The following is a 23,391-nucleotide window of genomic DNA, read 5'->3' on the forward strand; positions in this document are numbered from 1 at the left end:
GCGCCTGTCCTCGCGCCGGAGGTCCCCTTCGACGAGGTGCGGCTGGTGCCCTTGGCGCCGCCGGTGCTCTTCGAGGAGCCGCGCGGTCGCTGCCCTTGGCGGCGCCGCCCGCGGCGGACTTTCCCGAGGGCGTGCGCTTCCCCGAAGGCGTGCGGCGCACACCCGCGGCGCGGCGGTTGCCGCCGCCGCTCGACGGGCGTCGGGACTCGCTCATGGTCGCTCCTGGTCCTTCGGGGGCATGGACGGATGAGGGCGCCGCGGCGTCCAGCTCCCCAGTATGAGCACGCCCCCGGTCCCGACGGAACGATCCGGCGGCGAAACACACAGGGTGTGCACGAGCCGTGCGGCCTCGCTCACACCGCCCCCGGGCGACGCGCCGAGGGCCCCTACCCCTCGGTCCGGGCCTCCCACCAGGCACGCAGCTCCTGCTCGGCGCGCTCCTCGCCGAGCGGACCGTGCTCCATCCGCGACTCGAGCAGATGCTTGTACGCCTCGCCCACCTCGCGGCCGGGCGGCAGGTCGAGGATCTCCATGATCCGGTTGCCGTCGAGGTCGGGACGGATCCGCCCGATCTCCTCCTGCTCGGCGAGATGGTCGATGCGGGCCTCGAGCTCGTCGTAGGCGCGGGCGAGGGTGCGGGCCTTGCGCTTGTTGCGGGTGGTGACGTCGGCGCGGGTGAGACGGTGGAGGTCTTCGCAGCAGGTCGCCGGCGTCGGTGACATAGCGGCGCACGGCGGAGTCGGTCCATGGGGAGTCGACGTAGCCGTGGAAGCGCAGGTGCGCGCTCCACCAGGCGCGCCACCTTCTTGGTGGTGTCCTTGTCGAAGGTCAGGGCCTTCATCCGCTTCGCGGTCATCTTCGCGCCGACGGTCTCGTGGAAGCGGAAGGTCACCGCGCCGCCGTCCTCGAAGCGGCGCGTGGCCGGCTTGCCCACGTCGTGCATGAGCGCGGCGAGGCGCGGCACCAGGTCCGGGTTCTCGCAGGGCCCTCCCGAGCCGGCCGGGCTCTCGAGGTCGATGGCCTGGTCGAGCACGGTGAGGGTGTGCTCGTAGACGTCCTTGTGGTGGTGGTGCTCGTCGATCTCGAGCCGCAGGGCCGGCGGCTCGGGCGGCACGTGCGCGGCCAGGCCAAGCTCGGTCATCAGCTCGAGGCCGCCGCGGGGATGGGCGCCGAGCATGAGCTTCACGAGCTCCTCCCGCACCCGCTCGGCGGAGACGATGGTGATCCGCTCCGCGAGCCGCTCGATCGCGTCGGCCGTGGCGTCCTCGATGCGGAAGCCGAGCTGGGCGACGAAGCGGACCGCGCGCATCATCCGCAGCGGGTCGTCGTCGAAGGACTGCCCGGGCGCGACCGGGGTGCGCAGCAGGGTGCGGGCGAGGTCGGCGAGCCCGTCGAAGGGGTCGACCAGCTCGAGGGAGGGCAGGCGCACCGCCATCGCGTTGACGGTGAAGTCGCGGCGCGAGAGATCGCCTTCGAGGGTGTCGCCGTACTCGACCTGCGGCTTGCGGGAGGCCGGGTCGTAGGACTCGGTGCGATAGGTCGTGATCTCGACCTTCACCCCGTCGCGCACCCCGCCGAGGGTGCCGAAGTCGCGCCCCATGTCCCAGATCGCCCCGTCCCGCGTCCAGGAGCGGAGGATCGCCTCGGTCTGCTCGGGGCGGGCGGAGGTGGTGAAGTCGAGGTCGGCGCTCGAGCGGCCCAGCACCGCGTCCCGCACCGGCCCGCCCACCAGGGCGAGCTCGTGGCCGGCGGCCTCGAACAGCCTCCCCAGCTCGTGGACCTCCTCGGGCGCCGCCCGGAACATCGAGGCGGCACGGGTGCGGGCGGTCGCGAGGCGCTCGGCGGTCTCGTCGGCGGGGTCGGTCACGGGCGGTCCTGTCCGGGGGAGGAGGGGATGGAGATGTCGTGGAGGCGGGCGCGCCTCCTCGGGGCCTCTACGGTAGCGGCCGCTTACAGTGTCCCCATGCCGTCGTCCCTTCCCGCCGCGCGCCCGGTGCTCGCGGCACTGCTGACGGTGCTGGTCATCGCCTCGTCAGTGCTGGTCAGCGGCCCGGCAACCCTTCTCCCGGCGGCGCAGGCCGCGCCCGCGGCGAGCCCGTCGGCCCCGCCCGTCCCGGCCGAGGACGCACCGGTGACCATGGACCTCGTCTCATTGACCCCCACCTCCCTCGCCCCCGGCGGCACGCGCGGGCCGAGGTCGAGGTGACCAATGCCTCCTCCGAACCGCTGACGGACCTCGACCTCGAGCGCGCACCCGCGGCTCCCGGGTCACCGACCGGGAGGCCCTCGCGAGCTGGCAGGCGGACACCGCCCCCGACATCGAGGGCCCGGCGATCGCCACCTCCTCCGGGACCCCGCCCGCGAGCCTCGCGCCCGGAGAGAGCACCACCCTGGTCGTCGAGGCCACCGCCGAGAAGCTCGGCTACTCGGGGGAGACCTACTACTGGGGGACCCGCCGCGTCTCCCTCACCGCCGTCGCGGACGACGAGCCCCTCGCGGGCCTGCGCACCTTCGCGGTGTGGCGCCCCGACGGCGCCGACGTGAGAATCACCCAGTCCACGCTGCGCGCCGGTGTCCGAGGCCGACGCCGCCTCCGCGGTGCTCGCCCCGGAGGAGCACGCGGCCTCCGCCGAGCAGGGGCGGCTCGACGCTCTGCGGGCCCTCGCCGCCCGCGAGGACGTCGACTGGTGGCTGGATCCCGCGCTGATGGATCCGCCGACCCTGCCCGAGACCGCGGGCGGCGAGGAGGCGGAGGGCTCCTCCGCCGCGCCGTCCCTGCGCCCCGACCCGGCATCCACCGCGATCGCCGACGAGCTCGACGCCGCCGTCGGCGAGCGCACCGTGCTCGCCGCCCCCTACGCGGGCGCCGATCTGGTGAGCCTGCGGGAGTCCGGGGCGATGTCGCTCGAGGGCGCCGCCCGTGACGCGGCCGACGGGGTGTGGGAGGCCCGCGGCATCTCGCCCCGCGCCCAGGTCCTCGGCGTCCCCGGCGCGGAGGCGGATGCCGAGGCCCTCGAGGACATGATCGAGGTCGGCGCGACCGCGGCCGTGGTGCCCTCCAGCTCGCTGCGCCCTGACCCGAGCTCCGCGGTGACCCCGAGCTCGGTGGGCGTGTACGAGTCCTCCCGCACCGAGGGCGCGCGGCTCTCCGTGCTCGCCCCGGATCCCGTGCTCTCCGAGGAGTTCTCGCAGCTGACCGGGGACTCGGACGCGGAGCAGACCCGTCAGCGGTCGCTCGCCGAGACCGCCACGATCGCCTCCGAGTACACCGACGCGCCCCGCCACCTGCTGATCTCCCCGTCGGCCGGGAAGGACCTGGACCCCGCGGCCGCCGGTGCGGTGCTCGACGCCCTCGCCGAGGCGCCGTGGATCGAGTCGGGCCGCACCTCGACGCCGCTGGACACCGCGGACCAGCAGGCCTGGACCACCGACCCGAGCGCCGACGGCGAGGAGCCGTACGCCCTCGGCCGGGCGCAGGCCGAGGACGTGCATCCCAGCGGCCCGACCGACGACGGCACCTGGCGGGTGCTCGAGGAGACGGTCGAGGCGCAGGCACCGGACCCGGCGGTCCTCGAGGACCTCGAGGGCACCTGGCGCCGGCTCGACGCGCTCGACGCGGCGATGGAGGACGACGCCCCGCTGGACGCCGCGCGACGCGAGATCCTCGGTGCGACCTCTCTCGCCTGGCGCGGCGACCCCGAGACCCCGGCCGCGCGGGCGCAGGACGCCTCCGAGCGGGCCGACGCCCTCCAGGACCGGATCCAGGTGGTCCCCGCCTCCGGCTACAACGTCGTCTCCGACTCCGCGGCCGTGCCGATCACGATCACCAACGGCCTGGACACGCCGATCACGGTGAAGGTCACGGTCACCTCCGACCGGCCTCTGGTCCAGGTCGGGGAGCCGGCCGTGGTCACGGTCCCGGCGCACGGCCAGACCACCGCGAGCGTGGACGTGACGGCGATCGCCAACGGCTCCGTCACCCTCACCACCGCCCTCACCACCGAGGACGACCGGCGGACTGACCGACCCCGTCGACGTGCCGCTGACGGTGAACCCGTCGTGGGAGAACTGGACCACGCTCCTGCTGGTGATCGCGATGGGCCTGCTGGTCGTCGTCGGCGTCGCCCGCGCGCGCCGCACCGGCTCCAGCACCCGCGCCCCCGCGATCCGGGGCCCCGAGGACCCGGAGGAGCTCGCCCGCACGGGCCGCACCACGCTGGACACCTCGGTGCCGGAGCGGGTCTGGGTCGAGCGGGCGAGGCACCGCGCCCCGGACCCGGCCGACGATCCCGACCCCGACGACGCCACAGCCCCCGACGACCCCACCGACCCCGACGACACCCCCGAGGAGGACCCCCGATGAGCACCACCCGCCGGGTCCACAGGGTTCATCACATACCCCGCCACCGCCGCCACGGCGCCCCTCGAGCCGCTCCCGTCTCCTGCAGGCGAGCGTGCTCATGGCCTCGGGATCGATGGTCTCCCGCCTGCTCGGCTTCGTGCGGAACTTCCTGTTCGGCGCGATCCTCGGCGGCTCCATGTCCTCGGCGGCCAACGCCTTCTCCGCCGCGAACACCCTGCCCAACACCATCTGGTCGCTCGTGGGCGGCGGCACCCTGAACGCGATCCTGGTACCCGCGATCGTGCGCGCCGTGAAACGGCCCGATCGCGGCAGCGACTACATCTCGCGTCTGATGACCCTGGTCGCGGTGCTGTCCCTCGGCGTGACCGTCGTGTGCATGGTGGCGGTGCCGCTGCTGCTCACCCTCACCAGCGGCGTCGCCGCCGCCGGCGACCTATGCGCTCGCGGTCCAGCTGGGCTACTGGATGATGCCGCAGATCTTCTTCTCGGCCCTGTACGTGATGTGCGGGCAGTCGCTCAACGCCCACGATTCCTTCGGCCCGTACCAGTGGGCGCCGGTGCTCAACAACCTCGTCGGCATCGTCGGGGCGGCGCTGTTCCTGGGCCTGTGGGGCACCGTCGGCGATCCCGCGCAGTGGACGATCCCGATGATCGCGGCGATGGCGCTGATCAACGTCGGCGGCTCCGCGGCGCAGGTCGTGTTCCTGTTCTGGTACGTCAAGAAGCTCGACCTGCGCCTGCGCCCGAAGTGGGGCGCGCGCGGCCTCGGGCTCGGCAAGCTCTCCCGGATCGGGCTGTGGTCGCTGGCGATGCTCGGGCTCGGGCGACTGGGCATCTGGGCGTCCCGCTGGGCGACCGGCGGCGCGGTGCGGATGACCGAGCGGCTGCAGGGCCAGCCGGAGCTCGCCGCCCGCTATCCGGCGCCGCTGACCCTGGAGTGGGCCTATCTCGCGTTCATGATCCCCCAGGGCATCATCGCGGTCACCCTGGTCACCGCCGCGTTCCCGTCCATCTCCCGCGCCGCCGCCGCGGAGGACCATGCCGGGGCGCTGGCCCGCTACACGGACACCAACCGGATGCTGTCGGTGCCGATGGTGCTGTGCACCGCGGTGTTCGTCGCGCTGTCCGGACCGATCATGTGGGTGATCGGCGGCGGCACCGGCGAGATCGGCGCCCGCGCCAACGGCGGCGTGCTGGTGGCCTACATGCTGGGGCTCATGCCCTTCGCGTCCCTGTACCTGATCAAGCGGCTGTTCTACGCCTACGAGGACGCGCGCACCCCGTTCCTCGCGCAGATCCCGATCGCCGCGGTCACGCTGATCTCCGTGCCGGTGATCCTCACGCTCGTGGATCCGCAGTACGCGGCGATGAGCGCGGCGGGCGCGACCAGCCTCGGCAACCTGCTGGCCTGGCTGTTCGGGCTGTGGCGGCTGCGACGTCATGCCGCACGGCACGAGGTGGCTCCGCCGAGCCTGCGCGCCGAGGCGCGCTGCTCGGGAGGCTGATCGCCGCCGGCGCGGTGAGCTGGGCGGCCGGCACGGGCCTCGTGGCCCTGCTCGACGGCCTGATCTGGCGGCACCGCGCGCTCGCGGTGGTGCTCGGCATGGTGATCGGCGCGGTGATGATCGTGGTGTTCACGGCGGCGGGGCACGTCGTCGCGCGTGCCGGAGGTGCGCCAGCTGGTCGGCACGACGCGACGCCTGGTCCTGAGGGCGCGCCGTCGCGGAGCGGGGGCGACCTCGTAGCATGGTCGACGCAGATGACGGGCATCGACCCGCCGGACGAGGAGAGGGAGGGTCCGTGAGCACGAACCCCGAGCAGGATGCACTGCACGCGAGGTGGACCCTCGAGGGCAGGATCCCGCTGTCCGGTGTGGCCGACGGCGCCGTCTGGCGCCGCGCCCGCTCCGTCGCGACCGGCGAGTCCGTGGTGCTGTTCATCGTCCGCGGCGAGGCCGCGCTCGAGGCGGCCGATGCGGTGCGCCGCGCCTATCTCGTCGAGGAGCCCCGTCTGCTGCCCGTCCGGGAGATCGTCGTGCTCGACGACCCCCGGGAGGAGTCCGACACCACCTCGACCGGTGCGCCCGAGGACGGGCCGACGACGGTCGTGGAGTACCCGATGCCTCCCGCCCCGCCGCTCGCGGCGCTGCTGACCGATGGTCCGATGCACCCCGAGACGGCGCGCGCGATCATCGGCGAGGCGGCGACCGGTCTCGAGGCCGCGAGGCGCCGCGGCGTGCGCCATCAGTTCCTCGACTCAAACCGCGTCTTCGTCGACACCCGCTCCGGCGGCGTGCACATCCTCGGCATCGGCGTCGAGGCCGCCTCGCACCCCGGTCTGGACCGCTCCCGGGAGGTCGCCTCCTTCCAGGACACCGCGGCGCTGGTCGCCCTGCTCTACCGGGCGCTCACCGGCCGCACCCCCAGCACGACGGCACCGGCACCGTGCCGCGGCCCTCGACGCTGGTGGACACCGACATCCCCGCGGACCTCGATCTGCTGTGCGACCTGGTGCTCAACGAGTCCGCCGAGGACATCCCCGAGACCACCCGCGGGCTGATCGAGGCGCTCGAGCCGTGGCAGTCCATCCCGGTGACCTTCGAGGCGTATCCGCGCGGTGCCAGCGGTCCGGCCGTGGGGGCCGGCGCCGCCGCCGCCGGAGCCGCCGGTGCGGTGACAGGTGCCGCCGTGGTCGCGGGCGCGGCGGTGACCGGTGGCGACGTCGGCTCCCGCCCGGATGCGGACGGAGCCGACGATGCCGGCTCCGACGCCGCCGATCCCGCCGTCGGCGCCACGTCGACCGATGCCACCTCGGCTGATCTTCGCCCCGGCCGAGAACGGCCCTGATGACGCCGGGCCTGCTGACGTGGAGCAGGGCGACTCCGGCGAGAGGACGGCGGCCCTGCCGGCCGTCGACGGCGCCGCGGAGCGCGCTGGCGAGGAGCGACCCGTCGACGTGCAGTCGGCGGACGCTCGAGTGGACGAGACGCAGGCCCCGGCGAGCGAGACCGCTTCCGTTCCCGCTGCGAGCGCAGCCACCACGGGCGAGGACCTGTCCGGAGAGGAGGGCCCCTCCTCGAGCCAGGACGCCCCTGCCGGCGAGGAGACCCCGGCGGCGCCGCGGGAGGACCACTCCGCGGCGGCCGCGACCCTCGTGAAGGACCTGCATCTCGACGAGAAGCGCGGCACCAGCCCCTTCCCGGGGCACCTCGACATCACCCAGCCCCGTCGGCCGCAGGCGGAGGCCGCTCGGGCGACCGGCGCGGCGCAGGACTCCGCCGTGTCGGGAACCGGTGCGGCGGCCGCGGCGGGCCTCGCCGGAGCCGCCGGCGCGGCAGGAACCGCAGGCGCCGCCGCGGCGCAGTCCCCGTCCGACCAGCAGTCCCCGTCGGCCGAGCCCGGGGCGACGCGAGAGATCCCCTCGCGCACCTCGGGGACGCACTGGCCGCTGAGCCCCGCCGGCTCGCCCGCGGGCAGCGACGGGCGCGCCGAGCGACCGGGGGTCGGCGCGATCGCGCCGACGGCGGACCATGCCGCCCCCACCCCGTCGGTCGCTCCCCAGCAGGCCAGCGCCGCGGAGCAGAGCGGGACCGCGGGCGAGGACGAGCCCACCGCGGCGATGCCCGCCGTCGGCGCCGCCGCAGGCCCCCGCGACCCATGAGACCGGCTCGATCGTGGTCCAGGGCCGCCGCACCTCCTACCTGGACGAGACCCCCGAGGAGACGACGCTCCCGCACTCGCGCGGCTCCCTCGCTGCGCGACGTGGTCGGCGTCGCCGTCGACGCCGACGACCCCGACACCTTCGCCCTCGGCCCCCGGGACCGCGAGAAGCGCTCCCTGCAGTCGCAGTGGATCGTCGTCGGCGGCGTCATCGTGGTGATGCTCGCGCTGGTCTTCGCGGTCACCGCCATCACCCGCGACCTCCGCGAGATCATCGCGGACCCGCTGGCGACCGCCCAGCCCGAGACGACCACGCCCGTTGAGGAGGACACCGGAGAGGCGCCCGCCGAGCCGACCCCCACGGACACGGAGGAGCCGGAGTCGCCCGCCCCCGAGCTCACCGGGGTCGAGGTGTTCACCCAGGGCACCGACCTCGAGCCCGACAACGCCGATCAGCAGGACCGCATGACCGACGGCGACCCGGGGACCTTCTGGTCGACCAAGCACTACCAGAGCGCCGACTACGGCGGTCTCAAGGAGGGCGCGGGCGTGCGGCTGACCTTCGCCGAGCAGTCCACGCTCAGGACCGTCAAGGTCACCACCGCACGCAACACCGGCGGGCTGATCGAGCCGCGGGCCGTGCACGACGACGGCTCCCTCGGCGACGTGCTCGCCAGCGGCGAGCTCGCCGGCGACGGCGAGGTGCCGCTGGAGACCCCGGAGCCCGTCGAGGCCGACAAGGTCGCACTGTGGATCCCGGAGTCCGCCGCCGGACAGCAACGAGCAGGGCCGCTATCGCGCCCGCATCGCGGAGATCCAGGTCGGATGACCCCCCGCACTGTGCGCCGGGGCCCTGCACGACGTGGGGGCCCCGGCAGGCCGCGCATCCGCTCGGTGCTCGGCATCCCAGTCGCCGATGATGATCCTCGCCCTGGTCATCGCGGCACTGCTCGGCGTGCGACTCGCCACTGCTCTGGAGCAGTCCACGACCAGCGCCTCCCACATGGCCGGGGCCTCCGTCGACTCCGCCTCGGGCACCGGGAAGAATTCGACCGGTCTCCCCGTTGTCACTGAGGCGACCCTCGGCACCGAGGTCCAACGGCTCGTCGACACCGGCACGATCCAGCCGATGACCAGCTTCGATGCCGCGCAGTGCCTGCAGGAGCAGGGCATCACCGAATCGATCCTGATCATGGAGGAGGTCTCATGGGGCGGGGAGGACACCACCGGCTGGTCGCTCGTCCACGGTCCCGTGGACCGCGAGACGCCGCGCGCGAACGGCGGCATCATCTCCGCGACGGTCGTCGTCGCCCACCTGCGGGACCGGAGCGCACGACGAGGATCCCGGCCAGGACCGGCTCTGGGCCGGGCACGTGATGATCGGCTCGCTCTGACCCCGTCGGCCCCTCCCCAGGCCGCATACTGGACAGCGGTCCTCCCGCCGACCGCCTCCGCCCGATTCCACGGAAGGACACCTTCATGACCCAGCCGATCCAGGCCCTCAACATCCTCGGCGGCCCCGCGCCGGCCGCGCGACCGCTCGTGCGACCCGTCGCGGACGACGACGGGACCGTGCACGAGGTCGTCATCGTCGGCTCCGGCCCGGCCGGCTACACCGCCGCGATCTACACGGCGCGCGCCGAGATGAAGCCGATCGTCATCGCGGGCGCCCTCGACGCGGGCGGCGCGCTCATGACCACCACCGACGTCGAGAACTTCCCCGGCTTCCCCGAGGGAGTGCAGGGCCCCGAGCTGATGGCCTCCTTCCAGGAGCAGGCCGAGCGCTTCGGCGCCGAGGTCGTCTACGAGGACGCCGTGGATCTGCGGCTCGACGGCGACGTGAAGAAGGTGACCCTCGAGGACGGCACCGTGTACCGCGCGAAGTCGCTGATCATCACGACCGGCTCCGCCTATCGCAAGCTCGGCATCGACGGCGAGGCGGACCTCTCCGGCAAGGGCGTCAGCTGGTGCGCGACCTGCGACGGCTTCTTCTTCAAGGACCAGGACATCGTCGTTGTCGGCGGCGGCGACAGCGCCGTCGAGGAGGCCACCTTCCTCACCCGCTTCGGCAAGTCCGTCACCCTCGTGCACCGCCGAGACGAGCGCGCGCCTCGAAGATCATGGGGCGCCGCGCCGAGGCCGATCCGAAGCTCACCTTCGCGTGGAACAGCGAGATCGTGCGGATCAACGGCCGCGACAAGGTCGAGTCCGTGACCCTGCGCGACACCGTCACCGGGGAGGAGCGCGACCTCGTGACCTCCGCCGTGTTCGAGGCGATCGGCCACCTGCCCCGCACCGACCTGGTGCGCGGCAAGCTCGAGCTGGACGACGAGGGCTACATCGTCTGCCAGGGCCGCGAAGACGTTTACTTCCGTGCCCGGCGTCTTCGCCGCCGGCGACGTCGTGGACCACACCTACCGCCAGGCCATCACCGCCGCCGGCACCGGCTCGCCAGGCGGCGCTGGACGCCGAGCGCTGGCTCGCCGACCGCGCCGCCGGCATCGACGCCGCGGCCGACGCCGAGCGACCCGTGGTGGAGGCCGTCTCGCAGTGACCGTCCCGGCGGTGCCCGAGCCGGCAGTGCCCGAGGCCGAGTCGCCCGTCCGCCCTCCTCGCGTCCCCTTCCGGGGGACCGCGGGGAGGGCGGACGTCGTCCTGCCCGCGCAGCGAGCGCGCCCACGGCGAGGGCCCGCCTGACGCATCGCGGGACGCGGAGCGGGTGCCGGTGCTCGTGCTGGTGAGCGCGGACTGGGCGGCGCCGTCCCGTCCCGCCCCCACGCTGCTCAGGGAGCTGTCCCGGCGCTGGGGGACCTCCATGCAGTGCCTCCTCGTCGAGGACCCGGAGGACGGCTTCCTGGACCGCTGGGCTATCGAGCACCTTCCCACCTGGCTCCGCTTCGTCACCGACGACGAAGACGGCGAGCAGAGCGAGCCGCACGGCCTCACCCCCGGGGAGAGGAGCTCGTCCTGGACGGCCCGTGGCGGCTCACGCACCGGCGCAGCGGAGCGCTGCCCAAGCACGTCGTGCACGCAGAGCTCGGGCCCGAGGCGAGCTGAGGGGGAGCCTCTGCGGCCGCGGGATCGCCCGCGGCGGCACCGGTGTCTCGAGACCGAGCCTTCGCGCCCGTGGGCAGGACGAGCTGTCGGCGGCGACGTCCCGACCACATCTTCGCCGTGTCCGCATCTGGTCGCACCCAGGCGAGGTGGACGCCGCGGCCGATGCGACGGACTCGCGCTGAGCCCGAGGTTGCGTGTCATCCAAGGCGTTGTCCACGTCGTGTCAACCTAGGTGCAACCGCCCTCGCTGACGTGCACGGACGGTATGTCCACATCGATATCCACATGGCTATCCACAGAACTGTCCTCGTCTTTCCACAAGGTTATCCACAACTGGGTGTGGATGACGGTGGAACCTCTCTGACCACGACCTTCGTCACGGAAACTCCCCTGACCTGCGGGTCCAGCAGATCTGAGGTTCAACTGACGTCCGCTCCAGGACGTGCTACAGGGCCCGATGTATCTCCGGTCACATTCTGGACAGCTGGTCTGCTGCGGTTGTCCACAGGGTTCTGCACACTGTGCATGAATGCCGATGGTGCACGTGAATCACAAGGCAGGCGGAGGGGGACGCGCGCCTCACCGCTCCGCTCCCGTGGGCATCCGCCGCCATCATGCGGCCATCAAGACGACGAACACCACTCCAAGCTCGGTGCCGCACTGCTTCCGCGCGGAAGGCCACTGACTCGGCCGGTGCACGGGAAGCAACGCTCCATGCCCGATCCACAGGAGCAGTGCCGCCCGGAAAAGCACAGGGGTTGGCGGTGGGAGGAGAGTGAGCACGTCACGTGTGACTCGACCGGCCAGGTCCCCGGGCCCGTCGACCATCACGGCGCAATGTTTACCGTGAAACTCTCCTGATCAGTTGAGTCAGGCGTCCGCCGACCGCGAAGGCGTCCGCACAGCGATCCGCTGGGCGGGACGTGCGCTTCCCGGCGGTTTCACGACGAACGGTGTCTCGCAGGAGGCACACTCCCTTGGGCGGAATGCGTGTGCGCTCAGAGCTGGCGGAGGACGCATCCACGTCACGCGGGTAGCGCGTCAGTCGTTGGTCATGAGGTACTGGAGTTGCCGCCGCCCCTCCGATTTTCTCCGCGCGGCTGGATAGTCCACACAGCCGTTCCATGTGCAACGAACAGGTCCAAGACTGCACAGAGCGCAGTACAAGTTCGACGTGACGCCGAGCCCACCACCTCAGCGGACCAGCCACTTCTGGCGAGACGGAGCCGCACAGTCGACAGCACGGGATGGAAAGGCGAAGCAGGGTTTGCAACTGACGACCCGCAGAGCCTCCGCGCGCGCCGTTTCACGGGAAACTGCCAGTCGTGCTGCGGGTGTAGTGACCGCCCCGACGCACTGTCGTCGTGCGGGTTTCACGTGAAGCAGGCTCTGTCCAGGGGACAGCGGATCGCACGCCTCTAGGGGCGCGGCACACGATGCCGGAGTCGGTACCCATCAGCGTTCCACGGGGAACTCATCCACCTCCCCACTGAACGCGAGCCGCGGCAAGCAACCGTCAGGTGCTCCTTGGCGTCGCGCGGTCCACGTAGATCCACAGAGGGAAGCGGCCTTCGGAGACCTATCCGGGAAGTTCCCACACCATGTTTCACGGCAAACGCGCCATAGGACCGACGGTTGAGAGGTCATCCGCCCAAGCGTGCATACGGCCACATGGGATGCGCACACGAAGCGACGAGCCCAAGGCCGGACGCTTCATCGAGGCTCGACGCGACCGGAACCGCGGCCGTACAGCATCACCGTCACAACCAGCAGTTCCACGCGAAACCTCAAAGGCCGAGTTCCGGCAACGCACATGCGGTCGCTCGACCGCAGTCGGCAGGACACGCCATACAGTCGTCGCGAGCGGTTTCGCCCGCCGAGCCGATGTTTCACGCGAAACGAGGAGCAGGGCCACTACCCGTACACTTCTGATGCGGGTCGCGCCACGCACTCACTGCGATCGGGAGAGTGAACGCGTCCTACCCGGGTCGGTCTTGATCCTGCTGGACCCCCCCCGAGAAGGGGGCACCAGCTTGTTTCACGTGGATCACTAGTTCACGATGCACGCTCGCCGCGGACTAGGGCGCCCGCCGCGATGGAGTCAATCGTGCCCGGACACGTGTGTTTCGCGGGAAACGTCAGCGGCCGAGGGTTGTGCGGTCCTCCAGGACGGGCTTTGCCCCGCTGCGTTGACGTCGATCGTAGTGCGTTGAGTGAGCGACGTTGACACCTCGGAGAGGGGAGCGACCCAGTGACGGTTCACGTGAACCCACTTACTACCGCGGCTTCGACCACAGATCCGACACCGGAACTCTGCCTACGACACGTCCCATGTCGCGCGAAGTGACAGACGAGCAGTCAGAAGGCCTTGGTCGGCGGACTTCGGCCAGCGATTCGCGTGAAACAGAGCGGTGGGCAAGGCGGCATGACGGGGGCACTGCGACGAATTCGGCATTCGTCCCCGCGACAGTCCGGTTCCACGTGGGAGCCACAGGCACGGCAGAAGCGAGGCGGCCCGTCCCCCGGAAGCGGCGGACTCTCCTCCTGCGAGGATCATCCATCGCGAGCTCTGGAATGCTCGTCCCAGGACCATTCCACTCGGTTTCCCGTGGAACTCCACAGGGGAGCGAGTGAGCCGAAGCCGGCGCTGCATAAATGGCATCATTTGCTCGCGCAGGCATCCTGCGGGACGCGGAGCATCTCTGCGCCGACCGCTGAGGCCGGTGAGAGTCTGCCGCGAGGAGCCAGATGTTTCCCGCGAAACCACGAGAAACAGCGGCACCTACTGACTCCGCTTCCACAAGGGTGCACACAACTGTGGACATCCGCTCCCCGATGGAGCGAGCGCAGTCCACAGAGTTGTGCACAACGGTGGACAAGCTCCGCTCAGCACTCTGGCCTGCACCGATGGCACGGGCAACACGCCCCGGTGCGGGGTGATGTGAGGTGCGGGGGAAATGGACGACGCGCGCGTCCACCCCGCGTGCACCGACCGGAGATGGCACATGGAGCGGCCATGGCAGATCCGTTTGAACTGTGACGCCGCTCACACTAGAGCCGGGGCCCTTTCATTGAAGGGCCCCCTCGGCGTGCTGGTGCTCTTACGGGCGAACGGGGAGTTCGACCGGCGAGGGGGACGGGACGAGCACGCTCTTGTCGGTCAGGAGAGGATCGCCCTCGTCATCGGGACGACGGCATGGCGCACGTTTCACGCCGCAAGACGTCAGCGCTCCAGCGAGCGGGTGCGGGCCGGACCCCGCACTCCCCGACTCACTCCGAGGCCGGGAGCTCCAGGCCCATGTTCTCCATGAGGCGTTCGAGGTCCTCGAGGTTCGTGAACTCGAGGGTGATCTTGCCCTTGCGCTTGCCCACATCGATGCGCACGGGCGCCTCGAGACGGTTCGACAGCCGGCTCGTCAGGTCCACGACGTGCGGGTCGTAGGTCTGCGCGGCGAACGGTGCGGGGAGCCTGCTGCTGCCCGCCTTGTGCCACCAGACGCTCCACGGCGCGCACGGAGAGCCCCTCGCTCACGATCCGCTGGGCGAGCTCCTCCATGAGGGCCGGGTCGTCCAGCGACAGCAGCGCACGGGCGTGGCCGGCGCTGATCGCCCCGCTGGCGAGACGTCGCTGCACGAGGGCGGGGAGCCGCAGCAGGCGGAGCGTGTTCGTGATCTGGGGGCGAGAGCGGCCGATGCGCTCTCCCAGCTCGTCCTGCGTGCGACCGAAGTCGTCGAGCGAGCGCTGCTGGTAGGCGTTGGCCTCCTCCAGCGGGTTCAGCTGGGTGCGGTGCAGGTTCTCGAGGAGCGCGTCGCGCAGGAGGTCGTCGTCGCTGGTCTCGCGGATGATCGCGGGGATGGCGGTGAGGCCGGCACGGCGGGCGGCGCGCCAGCGGCGCTCGCCCATGACGAGCTCGAAGGACTCCCCGTCTTCGGTGACCGGGATCGGGCGCACCACGACGGGCTGAAGCACGCCGACCTCGCGCAGCGAGTGCGCGAGCTCGTCGAGCTCCTCCTCGTCGAACATGGTGCGCGGGTTGCGGGGGTTCTCCCGGACCTCGTTGATCGGGATCTCCGCGAACTCCGCGCCCGGGACGCTGACGAGGCCCTGGCTCTCGAGAGGAGCTCGCTCCGAGCCGGCGTCGGACTGTCCGGCGGCGTCGGAAGGCGCTTCCCCGGCATCGTCGCGCGCATCCCCATCGGGTACGACCGCAGCTGCGGGCTCGGCGTCCGTCCCAGAGGACTCATCGGTCGCAGAGGGCTCGTCGGCCGGCGCGGAGCTGTTCTCAGGGGCAGGGGCTTCCTGAGGGGTGGCGACGAGACTGCTCGGTCGTGGAGGGCTCGGCAGGCGGCGCCGGCTCGGCCTCCTCCGACGGGGCGGTGTCGCGCACTCGGGTGTACTCGACCGCCTCGACGTCGACGACCGGGCTGTCCTCGCCGCGCGCGGGGGCCTCCGACTCCGCGGAGCCGGCCTGCGGGGCCTCCTCCGGCGCGTCAGCGGTCTCGGGTCGCGCATCCTGCGCGCTCGACGCCGGGGCCGTCGCCTCGTTCTCTGCGGCGGCAGGAGCGGCCTGCGAAGAAGCCTGCTCCTGCTCGGTCGTCGAGGAGGCGGCGCTCGGGACCTCGTCGGTCCTGATCGGAGCGGTCTCGTCGACTGCTCCGCCCGTCGCGGGGGCGGGGGTGGGAGCGGTCGGCGCCGAGGTGGTCCGAGGGGTCGTGCTCGCGTCCGTCGAGGCGGCGGTGCCCTCCGCGGGGCCTGTCGACTCGGCGGCGGCCGTGGGCGCGGCCGCGTTCTTCGCGCCGGCCTTGCTGTTCGCGCCGGTGGATCCCTTCGCCGGGGAGGAGGCGCCCTTCGAGCCGGAGGTGCTCCTCGCGGGCGAGGAGGTGCTCTTGGCAGACCCGGTGCTCTTCGCGGCTCCCGAGCCCTTCGCGGTCGTCGACGGCTCGGACGTCGCCGAGGTGCCCTTCGACGCAGTGCCCTTCGACGCGGTGTTCTTCGACGTGGTGCCCTTCGCGGTGGTGCCGGTCCCCTTGGACGCGGTGCGCCTGGACGCGGTCGAACGGGACCCGGTGCCCGCAGAGCTCGACGCGCCGCGCTTCGCCGCGGTGCCCTTGGAGGTCGTCGAGGCTTCGGTGGCCGTCCCGGCGGCGGAACCGCCGGCGTCCGCGCCACCGGAGGAGGTCTCGGCGCCAGAGCGCTTCGCGGTCGACGAGCTGGCGGAGCGGCCCGCGGTGCGGCCGCGTCGCTCGGCGGCGGCGCGCGCCATGCCGGTCGCCAGGTCACGGGCGCCGCCCCGCTGGGGGGCGTCCTCGGAGGAGACCTTCTCGCCGGAGAAGAACATGTCCACGGGGCGAGTGCTCGACGCGGCGGAGCCGCCCTCCTCCTGCGGACGGGTGCGCGTGCGCGGCTCCTGCTCAGGAGCGGGCGAGGAGCCTGCCCCCGGGATCAGGGCGCCGAGACCTCTGCCGAGTCCTCGCTTCTGCGTCATGGCCGTTGTCCTTCCGAGAAATGTCGTCACCGTGGGGGTGACCTCCGTGCCGGGCGCGACATCGCGCGGTGAGGGGAGGTCGAGGTCAGGGAGCGGGGCGGGAGTTCAGCTCGAAGGCCGCCGCCCGGTAGGCGAGCGCCCCGCTGGAGCCGGGATCGTAGGTGAGCACGGTCTGGCCGTAGCTCGGCGCCTCGGAGATCCTCACCGACCGCGGGATCGTGGTCTCGAGGGTCTGGTCGGGGAAGTGGTCCCGCACGTCCTGGGCGACCTGTGCGGCGAGCCGCGTGCGCGCGTCGTACATGGTCAGCAGGATGGTGGAGACCACGAGATCCGGGTTCAGGTGCCGCCGGATCAGGTCGATGTTGTTCAGCAGCGGCGTCAGGCCCTCGAGCGCGTAGTACTCGGCCTGGATCGGGATCATCACCTCACGGGCCGCGACCAGCGCGTTGACCGTGAGCAGGCCGAGGGAGGGCGGGCAGTCGACGAGCACGTAGTCCAGGCGCGGCAGGCCCTGGGCCTCCCGCTCCTCGAGGTGCTCGCGGATGGCGTTGCGCGACCGGTTCTCGCGGGCGACGAGGGAGACCAGCTCGATCTCGGCGCCGGAGAGGTTGATCGTCGCGGGGGCGCACTGCAGGCGCTCCATGTCCGGGACGTCCTGGACCACCTCGGACAGCGGCGCCGACTCGACCAGCACCTCGTACATGCTGGGCACCTCGGCATGGTGCTCGATGTTCAGCGCCGTGGAGGTGTTGCCCTGCGGGTCGGCGTCGATCACGAGCACGTGCAGGCCGCCCATGGTCAGCGCGGCCGCGAGGTTCACGGTGGTGGAGGTCTTCCCCACCCCGCCCTTCTGGTTCGCGATGGTCACGATCCTGGTGTGCTCGGGGGAGGTGAACTCGACCTCCTCCAGCCGCCGGCGGCGGGCGTGGTCCCGGGTGAGCTCGCGCATCAGCGGGGTGTCGTCCATCGACCCCGCCCCCTGGGAGGAGCCCTCGCGCTTCTCAGCCACGCGCATCTCCCTTCCTGCTCGCCTTCGGCCGGCGACGCACTTGGACCACTGTAGTGGGAACCTCGACCTCGCCCATCCCGTACCGGGTGATGGTGGGGTCGATCCCGCCGAGCTTCGTGAGCACCTTCTCGGCCTTCTCGATCTCGTCGGCGGCCGACGAGCCCTTCATCGCCAGCAGCGGCCCCTCCTCCTGCACCAGAGGGAGGGTCCAGCGGGCCAGCTTGTCCAGCGCCGCGACGGCCCGGGCGGTGACCACCTCGAACTCCCGCTCGCCGTGCGGCTCCTCGGCACGGGCGCGGACGACCTCGAGGCCGAGGCCGAGCTCGGCGTCGACCTCCTCGAGCCAGGTGGTGCGACGTTGCATCGTCTCGATCAGCGTCACCTTCAGCTCGGGGCGGGCGATCGCGATCACGACGCCGGGCGACCCGGCCCCGGAGCCGACGTCGGCCAGGGTCCTGACCGACGGGTCGATGGCGTCGGCCATCAGCGCACAGTTGAGCAGGTGGCGCTCCCAGAGTCGCTCCACCTCGCGCGGTCCGATCAGACCGCGCTCGGCACCCTGCTCGGCGAGCAGGTCGGCGAAGCGCCCGGCGAGCTCGAGCCGGTCGCCGAAGAGGCGCCCGGCCAGGGGTCGGAGCGATGCGGGGAGCGTCGTCACGGCCGGCCTCAGGACGCCGGGTAGATCACGACGTGACGGCCCTTGCCGTCGCCGTCGGACTCGGAGCGCGACCCCTCGCGCTTGGCGACGTCGTGGACGACCTTGCGCTCGAAGGGGTTCATCGGCCGCGCGGGACCGGTCGCCCGGACTCCTTCGCCTCGGCGATCGCGGAGGCGGCGAGCTCCTCGAGCCCGCCCTTGTGCTCGGCGCGGAAGCCGCCGATGTCCAGCATCAGGCGCGACCGGGCACCGGTGCGGGTCTGGACCGCGAGGCGCGCGAGCTCCTGCAGGGCGTCCAGCGGCTCGCCCTTGGGGCGGTTCAGCTCCGCGAGACGGTCCGCGCCGCGGATCTCCACGGAGGCGCGGTCGCCGTCCACGTCGATGTCGATGTCGCCGTCGAGGTCCGCGATGTCCAGCGGCTCCTCGAGGTAGTCGGCGGCGATGTCGCCCTCCTCCTCGAGGCGGCGCAGGCGCTCCTCATCGGATTCTGCCTCGGACTCGGCGCCGTCCTCGTCCTCGTACCCGCTCTCGCCCGCGTGCGCGGCTCGGCGGCCTCGCCGGAGCCGGCGGTCTCCGCGGGGGCGGCCGTCTCCGCCGCCTCGGCGTCCGTGGCCTCGTGCGCCTGCTCGGCGGCGGTCTCGTCGGCCGACGACGGGTCGGTGATGGTCTCGTTCATTCAGGGTCCTCCGGGAATGCAGGGATGGACGACCCGGGAGCGACCGTGCTCCCGGGCCGTGAGGTCACTTCTTCCGCTTCTTCTTGCCCTTGTCCAGGGGAGAGCTCTTCGGCGAGGGCACCGGGAAGTCACCGGACTCCTCCTGCGCCCTGCGCCGCTCCTCGGCGGCCTTGGCGCGGGCCTCGCGGGCGCGCTGCGGCTTCTGCTCGTCGGAGAGCTTCTTGCCGCCCTTGTTCTTCGCGGAGGGCTGGACGCGGATCTGCCGCTCGGGCTCGGGATCGGGCTCCGAGACCTTCTTCGGCGGGGTGAAGTCCAGCGGCTCCAGACCCTTCCGCTCCCGCTTGGCGTTGATGCGCTCGTGGCGCTCCTTCTCCGCGTCGGAGCCGGGGGTGGGGGTCGCGCGGATGACGATGTACTGCTGGACGAAGGTCCACACGTTGGTGGTCAGCCAGTAGATGAGCACACCGATCGGCATGCCCGGCCCCGTGATCACGTAGATGAACGGGAGCATGTACAGCATCATCTTCTGGGTGCTGGCCATGGGGCCCTCGAGGGCGGCCTTGGGCATGTTCTTCATGGTCAGCGACTTCTGGGTGAAGAAGGTGACCGCGCACATCGCCGCGATGATGATGCCGGCGACGATCTTGGTGGTGACCCCGCCGTCGCCGGAGTTCAGGAAGCTGTCGGCGATCGTGACGTTGCCGAGGATGGTCGAGGTGCTCGCGCTCTGCGCCAGCTCGGTGGTCAGCGGGCCGAAGGGCTCGCCGCCGGCGGCCTGGGGCGACCTGTTGAAGAGCACGCGGAACAGACCGAAGAAGATCGGCATCTGCAGCAAGCACGGGCAGGCAGGAGGAGAACGGGCTGGCGCCGGCCTCCTTGTAGACCGCCATGGTCTCCTCGGCCATCTTCTGCCGGGACTCCTGGTCGGTCTTGCCCTTGTACTTCTTCTGCACGGCCTGCGGCTCGGGCGAGACCATCTGCATCGCGCGCGAGGCGCGGATCTGGCGCACGAACAGCGGGATGATCAGGGTGCGGACCACCGCGGTGAGGCCGACGATGGACAGCACCCAGGTGATGCCGGAGTCCGCCTCCATGAACAGCGAGAGGAGCGCATGGAACTTCACCATGAGCCATGCGACGGCCCACTCGATCGGGTACAGGGGATTCATCGGCCTGGTCTTCCTGCCGCACGGATGCGCATGTCGTTCATGCGAGGTGCCGGCTGTGGTCGGGAGTCTCGGTCAAGGGTAGGCCCTAGGGGGCCGGGTGCCGCAGTCGGCGTGGATTGCTCCACATGCCCGGCGCCGGGACCGGATCGAGCCCGCCGCGGGTGAGGGGATTGCAGCGGAAGATCCGCCAGGTGGTCAGCGGCGTCCCCTTCAGGGCTCCGTGCGTGCGCAAGGCGTCCATGCCGTACTGCGAGCAGACGGGGTCGTAGCGGCAGGCGGGCGGGGTGTAGGGCGAGATGCCCACCTGGTAGCCGCGCACCGGCAAGCATCAGCGACCGGCGCGGCAGGCGTCCCAATCGGCGCGCCGCGCTCTCGCGACCTCGCGCGCGCTCCGGCGGGCCGGCGCTCACCGCGACCGCTCCTCGCGGCGGGCGAGCTTGCGGAAGGCGGAGGCGAGCGCCGAGTCCACGTCCTCGCGGAGCTCGGCGAAGGGTCGCGCCTCGATGCCCGGCGCGCGCCCGCGACGATCGCGGCCGCCGGCGGGGAGGGTCTCGAGATGCGGGCGCACGATCTCGCGCAGGCGCCGCGTGACGCGGTTGCGCACCACGGCGTTGCCGATCTTCTTGGACACGACGAATCCCACGCGGGGTGCCTCCTCCCCCTGCGTGAGCAGGGTCAGGTGCACGACCACGTGGGATCGAGCGCGCGCGCGCCACCGCGGGTGACCGCACGGAACTCGTCGCCGCTGTGGAGCCGGCGACTAGACCAGTACACGACGACGTGACGCCTCGGCCCTGGTCACCGTCGTCTCAGGCGGAGAGCTCGGCGCGGCCCTTGGCGCGGCGGGCGTTCAGGATGCTGCGACCGGCGCGGGTGCGCATGCGGGCGCGGAAGCCGTGCTTCTTGGCGCGGCGGCGGTTGTTCGGCTGGAACGTGCGCTTGCTCATGGTTCTCCTCGATCGTGGGCACCGGCGTGCCCCTCGCGGTGGCGTGTGGTCTCGCTGCGCGAACGGATGTCCGGGCGCACCCGCCGGGGCGGGGCGGTCGCCGTGTCCCACATCGGGACGGTGCCGTCGGGCGGCGCGCGCGTTGACTGCACGATTTTAGGCGCGGGGGTGCACGTGGTCAACGGAGGAGCCCCGCTGACGGCCGGTTGTGGCCCGATTCTCACTTCCGGGGGCGTGTCGCGACGGCCCCGAGGGCCCGTCGTGCCCTTCGGGTCCTGCCCCTCCGGCCCGGGGGCGCCCGACGGGGCGGCGCCGCTCACATCGTCGCGGTCGTCCCGGTCACGTCGGAGGCGGAACCCCGACCTGTTGTCCACATCGGCGATCCAAAGCGGTGAGGATAATGTGGAAAACTGTGGCGACCCGCGCCCGAGACCTGAGGGGGACACCTGATGCCGGAGGCGAACGCCGACGCGATCTGGGACAGCACGCTGAGCATCCTGCGCCGCGACGACACCGTCTCCCAGCGCGTGATGGCCCTGCTCACCCTCTCCCGCCTGATGGCCGTGGTCGCGGACACCGCCCTGCTCGCCGTGCCCTCCACCTCGGCGAAGGAGCTGATCGAGAACCGGATCGCGGGATCCCTGAAGGCCGCCCTCAGCGAGGCCGCCAGCACGGACCTCCGCTTCGCCGTGACGGTCGACGAGTCGCTGCTTGCTGGAGGGGGACGACGAGGACGAGGCCCCTGCACCGCCGCTGACCTCCTCCTCCGCACCCCGAAGTGCACATCCTGTGGACAACGATGTGGACAGTTCCACGGGGGATGTCCACACCCCGCCCTTCCGTCGTGGACGCGGCACCGTGCTCCCGTCCGAGTCCGCCTCCGGCCGGCCCGCGCGCCCTCGAGCAAGACCTCGGACTCGGCCGCCTCCGCCGCCTCGCACTTCGGCCGCGGGGAGGACGAGTTCCACGGCTCCGCGGCCGACGATCCCAGCGCCTACGCGGGGATGTCCGCGCTCAGCGGCGCCTCCGCTCCCTCCCCGGGCCCGGCCCCGCGCCGACCCGCCCCTCCGGCGGCTCGACCCTCGGCGAGGACTCCCGCCTGAACAGCAAGTACACCTTCGACACCTTCGTGATCGGCTCCTCGAACCGCTTCGCGCAGGCGGCCGCGTCGGCCGTGGCGGAGACGCCGGCGAAGGCGTACAACCCGCTGTTCATCTACGGCGGATCCGGTCTGGGGAAGACCCACCTGTCGCACGCGGTGGGCCACTACGCCCAGAGCCTCTACCCCGACGTGGTGGTGCGCTATGTGAACTCCGAGGAGTTCACCAACGAGTTCATCAACTCGGTGCAGTCCGGCCAGTTCGGCAAGGCGCAGGAGTTCCAGCGCCGCTATCGCGACATCGACATCCTGCTCATCGACGACATCCAGTTCCTGCGGCGGGCACCGGAGACGATGGAGGCGTTCTTCCACACCTTCAACACGCTCTACAACTCGGACAAGCAGATCGTGATCACCTCGGACCTGCCGCCGAAGGAGCTCGGCGGCTTCGAGGACCGGATGCGCTCCCGCTTCGAGATGGGCCTGATGACGGACGCGACCGCCGGACCTCGAGACCCGCATCGCGATCCTGCGCAAGAAGGTCGCCCAGGAGAACACCGGCGAGGTGCCGCACGACGTGCTGGAGTACATCGCCAGCCACATCGCCACCAACATCCGCGAGCTCGAGGGCGCGCTGATCCGCGTGCAGGCGCGCACTCCCTCTCCCGCCAGCCGATGGACGTCACCCTCGCCGAGTCCGTGCTGAAGGATCTGCTCTCCCACGACGACGGCGCTCAGATCACGGCCTCGACGATCATCGCCCAGACCGCGACCTACTTCGGGCTGTCGGTGGAGGAGATCGTGGGCACCGGCCCGCGCCGGCGCCTCGTCTCCGCGCGGCAGATCGGCATGTACCTGTGCCGGGAGCTGACGGACATGCCGCTGATCCGCATCGGCGAGGAGTTCGGCGGCCGCGACCACACCACCGTCATGCACGCGAACAAGAAGATCAGCGAGCTGATGAAGGAGCGCCGGGCGATCTTCAACCAGGTCACGGAGCTCACGGCGAGGATCAAGAGCTCGAGCTCCTCGGCCCGGAAGTGACGAGGGAACGACACGGCAGTGACGGAGCCGACCGCGTGAGCGCGCCGGAAAATGTCATCCCAGGTCAGGCCGACGTTCTCCCCAATTGTGGATAACTCTGTGGACAGTGTGGAAGGACGAGCATCTGCGCAGGAGACGATGTGCACGGAGGAATGACAGGAATCTGACGGCGGCGGCGATCCGTGCACAGGTCGTGCACGAGCTTCCTGTGATTGTCGACGAGTC

General features: G+C 71.7%; 21 protein-coding genes and 5 pseudogenes. 13 read left to right on the plus strand and 13 right to left on the minus strand.

Annotated elements, in window-relative coordinates; genetic code table 11:
* Positions 1 to 386: 386 nt before the first annotated feature.
* Positions 387 to 1,804 (minus strand): annotated as a pseudogene (locus WKH84_RS13685) (CCA tRNA nucleotidyltransferase).
* A gap of 159 nt (positions 1,805 to 1,963) precedes the next feature.
* On the opposite strand from WKH84_RS13685, the gene WKH84_RS13690 reads away from it, so the two are divergent.
* From WKH84_RS13690 to trxB, 11 genes and pseudogenes are all read left to right on the plus strand, one after another.
* Positions 1,964 to 2,206, plus strand: coding sequence for a hypothetical protein (locus WKH84_RS13690; protein ID WP_341854051.1), 243 nt, complete (start codon positions 1,964 to 1,966; stop codon positions 2,204 to 2,206).
* A gap of 365 nt (positions 2,207 to 2,571) precedes the next feature.
* A complete protein-coding gene (locus tag WKH84_RS13695; protein WP_341854052.1) occupies positions 2,572 to 4,620 on the plus strand; it encodes a DUF6049 family protein in 2,049 nt (682 codons plus the stop codon).
* Positions 4,539 to 4,718, plus strand: a pseudogene (locus WKH84_RS13700) (lipid II flippase MurJ); the annotation flags it as partial. The gene WKH84_RS13695 and the pseudogene WKH84_RS13700, both read left to right, overlap by 82 nt.
* Positions 4,719 to 4,827: 109 nt before the next feature.
* Entirely contained in the window at positions 4,828 to 5,868 is a 1,041-nt protein-coding gene (locus WKH84_RS13705; RefSeq protein ID WP_341854053.1) for a lipid II flippase MurJ, read from the plus strand.
* A gap of 14 nt (positions 5,869 to 5,882) precedes the next feature.
* Positions 5,883 to 6,167, plus strand: coding sequence for a hypothetical protein (locus WKH84_RS13710; RefSeq protein ID WP_341857026.1), 285 nt, complete (start codon positions 5,883 to 5,885; stop codon positions 6,165 to 6,167).
* Positions 6,164 to 6,922, plus strand: a complete 759-nt coding sequence (locus tag WKH84_RS13715) for a hypothetical protein (protein WP_341854054.1) — start codon at positions 6,164 to 6,166, stop codon at positions 6,920 to 6,922. The genes WKH84_RS13710 and WKH84_RS13715 overlap by 4 nt, the downstream gene beginning before the upstream one ends.
* Positions 6,874 to 7,209: a hypothetical protein gene (locus tag WKH84_RS13720; RefSeq protein WP_341854055.1), complete on the plus strand. Its 336-nt coding sequence runs from the start codon at positions 6,874 to 6,876 to the stop codon at positions 7,207 to 7,209. Before WKH84_RS13715 ends, WKH84_RS13720 begins: the two co-directional genes overlap by 49 nt.
* Complete coding sequence (locus WKH84_RS13725; protein WP_341854056.1) at positions 7,166 to 8,023, plus strand: hypothetical protein; 858 nt, start codon at positions 7,166 to 7,168, stop codon at positions 8,021 to 8,023. Before WKH84_RS13720 ends, WKH84_RS13725 begins: the two co-directional genes overlap by 44 nt.
* A gap of 101 nt (positions 8,024 to 8,124) precedes the next feature.
* Complete coding sequence (locus tag WKH84_RS13730) at positions 8,125 to 9,096, plus strand: hypothetical protein (protein WP_341854057.1); 972 nt, start codon at positions 8,125 to 8,127, stop codon at positions 9,094 to 9,096.
* A 55-nt stretch (positions 9,097 to 9,151) separates the two neighbouring features.
* Positions 9,152 to 9,505: a hypothetical protein gene (locus WKH84_RS13735; protein ID WP_341854058.1), complete on the plus strand. Its 354-nt coding sequence runs from the start codon at positions 9,152 to 9,154 to the stop codon at positions 9,503 to 9,505.
* Positions 9,502 to 10,576 (plus strand): annotated as a pseudogene (gene trxB, locus WKH84_RS13740) (thioredoxin-disulfide reductase). The gene WKH84_RS13735 and the pseudogene trxB overlap by 4 nt, the downstream one beginning before the upstream one ends.
* A gap of 3,726 nt (positions 10,577 to 14,302) precedes the next feature.
* Here trxB and WKH84_RS13745 read toward each other — a convergent pair.
* The 12 genes and pseudogenes from WKH84_RS13745 to rpmH form a co-directional block, all read right to left on the minus strand.
* Positions 14,303 to 15,103: a ParB/RepB/Spo0J family partition protein gene (locus tag WKH84_RS13745; RefSeq protein ID WP_341854059.1), complete on the minus strand. Its 801-nt coding sequence runs from the start codon at positions 15,101 to 15,103 to the stop codon at positions 14,303 to 14,305.
* Between the two features lie 259 nt (positions 15,104 to 15,362).
* Positions 15,363 to 16,565 carry a hypothetical protein gene (locus tag WKH84_RS13750; protein WP_341854060.1) on the minus strand — a complete coding sequence of 401 codons (1,203 nt, stop codon included), beginning with the start codon at positions 16,563 to 16,565 and terminating at the stop codon, positions 15,363 to 15,365.
* An 85-nt stretch (positions 16,566 to 16,650) separates the two neighbouring features.
* On the minus strand, positions 16,651 to 17,580 hold the full coding sequence (locus tag WKH84_RS13755; protein WP_341854061.1) for a ParA family protein: 930 nt from the start codon (positions 17,578 to 17,580) through the stop codon (positions 16,651 to 16,653).
* Positions 17,567 to 18,232: a 16S rRNA (guanine(527)-N(7))-methyltransferase RsmG gene (gene rsmG / locus WKH84_RS13760; RefSeq protein WP_341854062.1), complete on the minus strand. Its 666-nt coding sequence runs from the start codon at positions 18,230 to 18,232 to the stop codon at positions 17,567 to 17,569. The genes WKH84_RS13755 and rsmG overlap by 14 nt, the downstream gene beginning before the upstream one ends.
* 8 nt (positions 18,233 to 18,240) lie before the next feature.
* The gene (locus tag WKH84_RS13765; protein WP_341854063.1) at positions 18,241 to 18,354 is read right to left on the minus strand and encodes a R3H domain-containing nucleic acid-binding protein; all 114 of its coding nucleotides are present in this window, start codon (positions 18,352 to 18,354) and stop codon (positions 18,241 to 18,243) included.
* Complete coding sequence (locus WKH84_RS13770; RefSeq protein WP_341854064.1) at positions 18,351 to 18,587, minus strand: hypothetical protein; 237 nt, start codon at positions 18,585 to 18,587, stop codon at positions 18,351 to 18,353. The genes WKH84_RS13765 and WKH84_RS13770 overlap by 4 nt, the downstream gene beginning before the upstream one ends.
* A complete protein-coding gene (locus WKH84_RS13775; protein ID WP_341854065.1) occupies positions 18,551 to 18,907 on the minus strand; it encodes a hypothetical protein in 357 nt (118 codons plus the stop codon). Before WKH84_RS13775 ends, WKH84_RS13770 begins: the two co-directional genes overlap by 37 nt.
* Positions 18,908 to 18,971: 64 nt before the next feature.
* Entirely contained in the window at positions 18,972 to 19,733 is a 762-nt protein-coding gene (locus WKH84_RS13780) for a YidC/Oxa1 family membrane protein insertase (RefSeq protein ID WP_341854066.1), read from the minus strand.
* Positions 19,734 to 19,797: 64 nt separating this feature from the next.
* A pseudogene (locus WKH84_RS13785) lies at positions 19,798 to 20,076 on the minus strand (YidC/Oxa1 family membrane protein insertase); the annotation flags it as partial.
* Positions 20,077 to 20,161: 85 nt separating this feature from the next.
* The gene (yidD, locus tag WKH84_RS13790; protein WP_341854067.1) at positions 20,162 to 20,395 is read right to left on the minus strand and encodes a membrane protein insertion efficiency factor YidD; all 234 of its coding nucleotides are present in this window, start codon (positions 20,393 to 20,395) and stop codon (positions 20,162 to 20,164) included.
* 87 nt (positions 20,396 to 20,482) lie between these two features.
* On the minus strand, positions 20,483 to 20,719 hold the full coding sequence (locus WKH84_RS13795) for a ribonuclease P protein component (RefSeq protein ID WP_341854068.1): 237 nt from the start codon (positions 20,717 to 20,719) through the stop codon (positions 20,483 to 20,485).
* A 166-nt stretch (positions 20,720 to 20,885) separates the two neighbouring features.
* Positions 20,886 to 21,023: a 50S ribosomal protein L34 gene (gene rpmH / locus WKH84_RS13800; protein ID WP_010552021.1), complete on the minus strand. Its 138-nt coding sequence runs from the start codon at positions 21,021 to 21,023 to the stop codon at positions 20,886 to 20,888.
* A 449-nt stretch (positions 21,024 to 21,472) separates the two neighbouring features.
* On the opposite strand from rpmH, the gene WKH84_RS13805 reads away from it, so the two are divergent.
* Complete coding sequence (locus tag WKH84_RS13805; RefSeq protein WP_341854069.1) at positions 21,473 to 22,126, plus strand: hypothetical protein; 654 nt, start codon at positions 21,473 to 21,475, stop codon at positions 22,124 to 22,126.
* Positions 22,114 to 23,166 (plus strand): annotated as a pseudogene (dnaA, locus tag WKH84_RS13810) (chromosomal replication initiator protein DnaA); the annotation flags it as partial. The gene WKH84_RS13805 and the pseudogene dnaA, both read left to right, overlap by 13 nt.
* Between the last annotated feature and the right edge of the window lie 225 nt (positions 23,167 to 23,391).

It is taken from the genome of Brachybacterium sp. GPGPB12, from assembly GCF_038396325.1.
In the GTDB taxonomy this organism is placed as follows: Bacteria; Actinomycetota; Actinomycetes; order Actinomycetales; family Dermabacteraceae; genus Brachybacterium; species Brachybacterium conglomeratum.

Coding starts and splice junctions, on each gene's coding strand:
- WKH84_RS13705 (WP_341854053.1), top strand. CDS start 4,828: ATGATGCCGCAGATCTTCTTCTCGGCCCTGTACGTGATGTGCGGGCAG.
- WKH84_RS13735 (WP_341854058.1), top strand. CDS start 9,152: ATGACCAGCTTCGATGCCGCGCAGTGCCTGCAGGAGCAGGGCATCACC.
- WKH84_RS13755 (WP_341854061.1), bottom strand. CDS start 17,580: ATGCGCGTGGCTGAGAAGCGCGAGGGCTCCTCCCAGGGGGCGGGGTCG.
- WKH84_RS13780 (WP_341854066.1), bottom strand. CDS start 19,733: ATGCCGATCTTCTTCGGTCTGTTCCGCGTGCTCTTCAACAGGTCGCCC.
- WKH84_RS13765 (WP_341854063.1), bottom strand. CDS start 18,354: ATGAACCCCTTCGAGCGCAAGGTCGTCCACGACGTCGCCAAGCGCGAG.
- rpmH (WP_010552021.1), bottom strand. CDS start 21,023: ATGAGCAAGCGCACGTTCCAGCCGAACAACCGCCGCCGCGCCAAGAAG.
- WKH84_RS13725 (WP_341854056.1), top strand. CDS start 7,166: ATGCCACCTCGGCTGATCTTCGCCCCGGCCGAGAACGGCCCTGATGAC.
- WKH84_RS13690 (WP_341854051.1), top strand. CDS start 1,964: ATGCCGTCGTCCCTTCCCGCCGCGCGCCCGGTGCTCGCGGCACTGCTG.
- WKH84_RS13805 (WP_341854069.1), top strand. CDS start 21,473: ATGCCGGAGGCGAACGCCGACGCGATCTGGGACAGCACGCTGAGCATC.
- WKH84_RS13745 (WP_341854059.1), bottom strand. CDS start 15,103: ATGTTCGACGAGGAGGAGCTCGACGAGCTCGCGCACTCGCTGCGCGAG.
- WKH84_RS13775 (WP_341854065.1), bottom strand. CDS start 18,907: ATGAACGAGACCATCACCGACCCGTCGTCGGCCGACGAGACCGCCGCC.
- WKH84_RS13750 (WP_341854060.1), bottom strand. CDS start 16,565: ATGACGCAGAAGCGAGGACTCGGCAGAGGTCTCGGCGCCCTGATCCCG.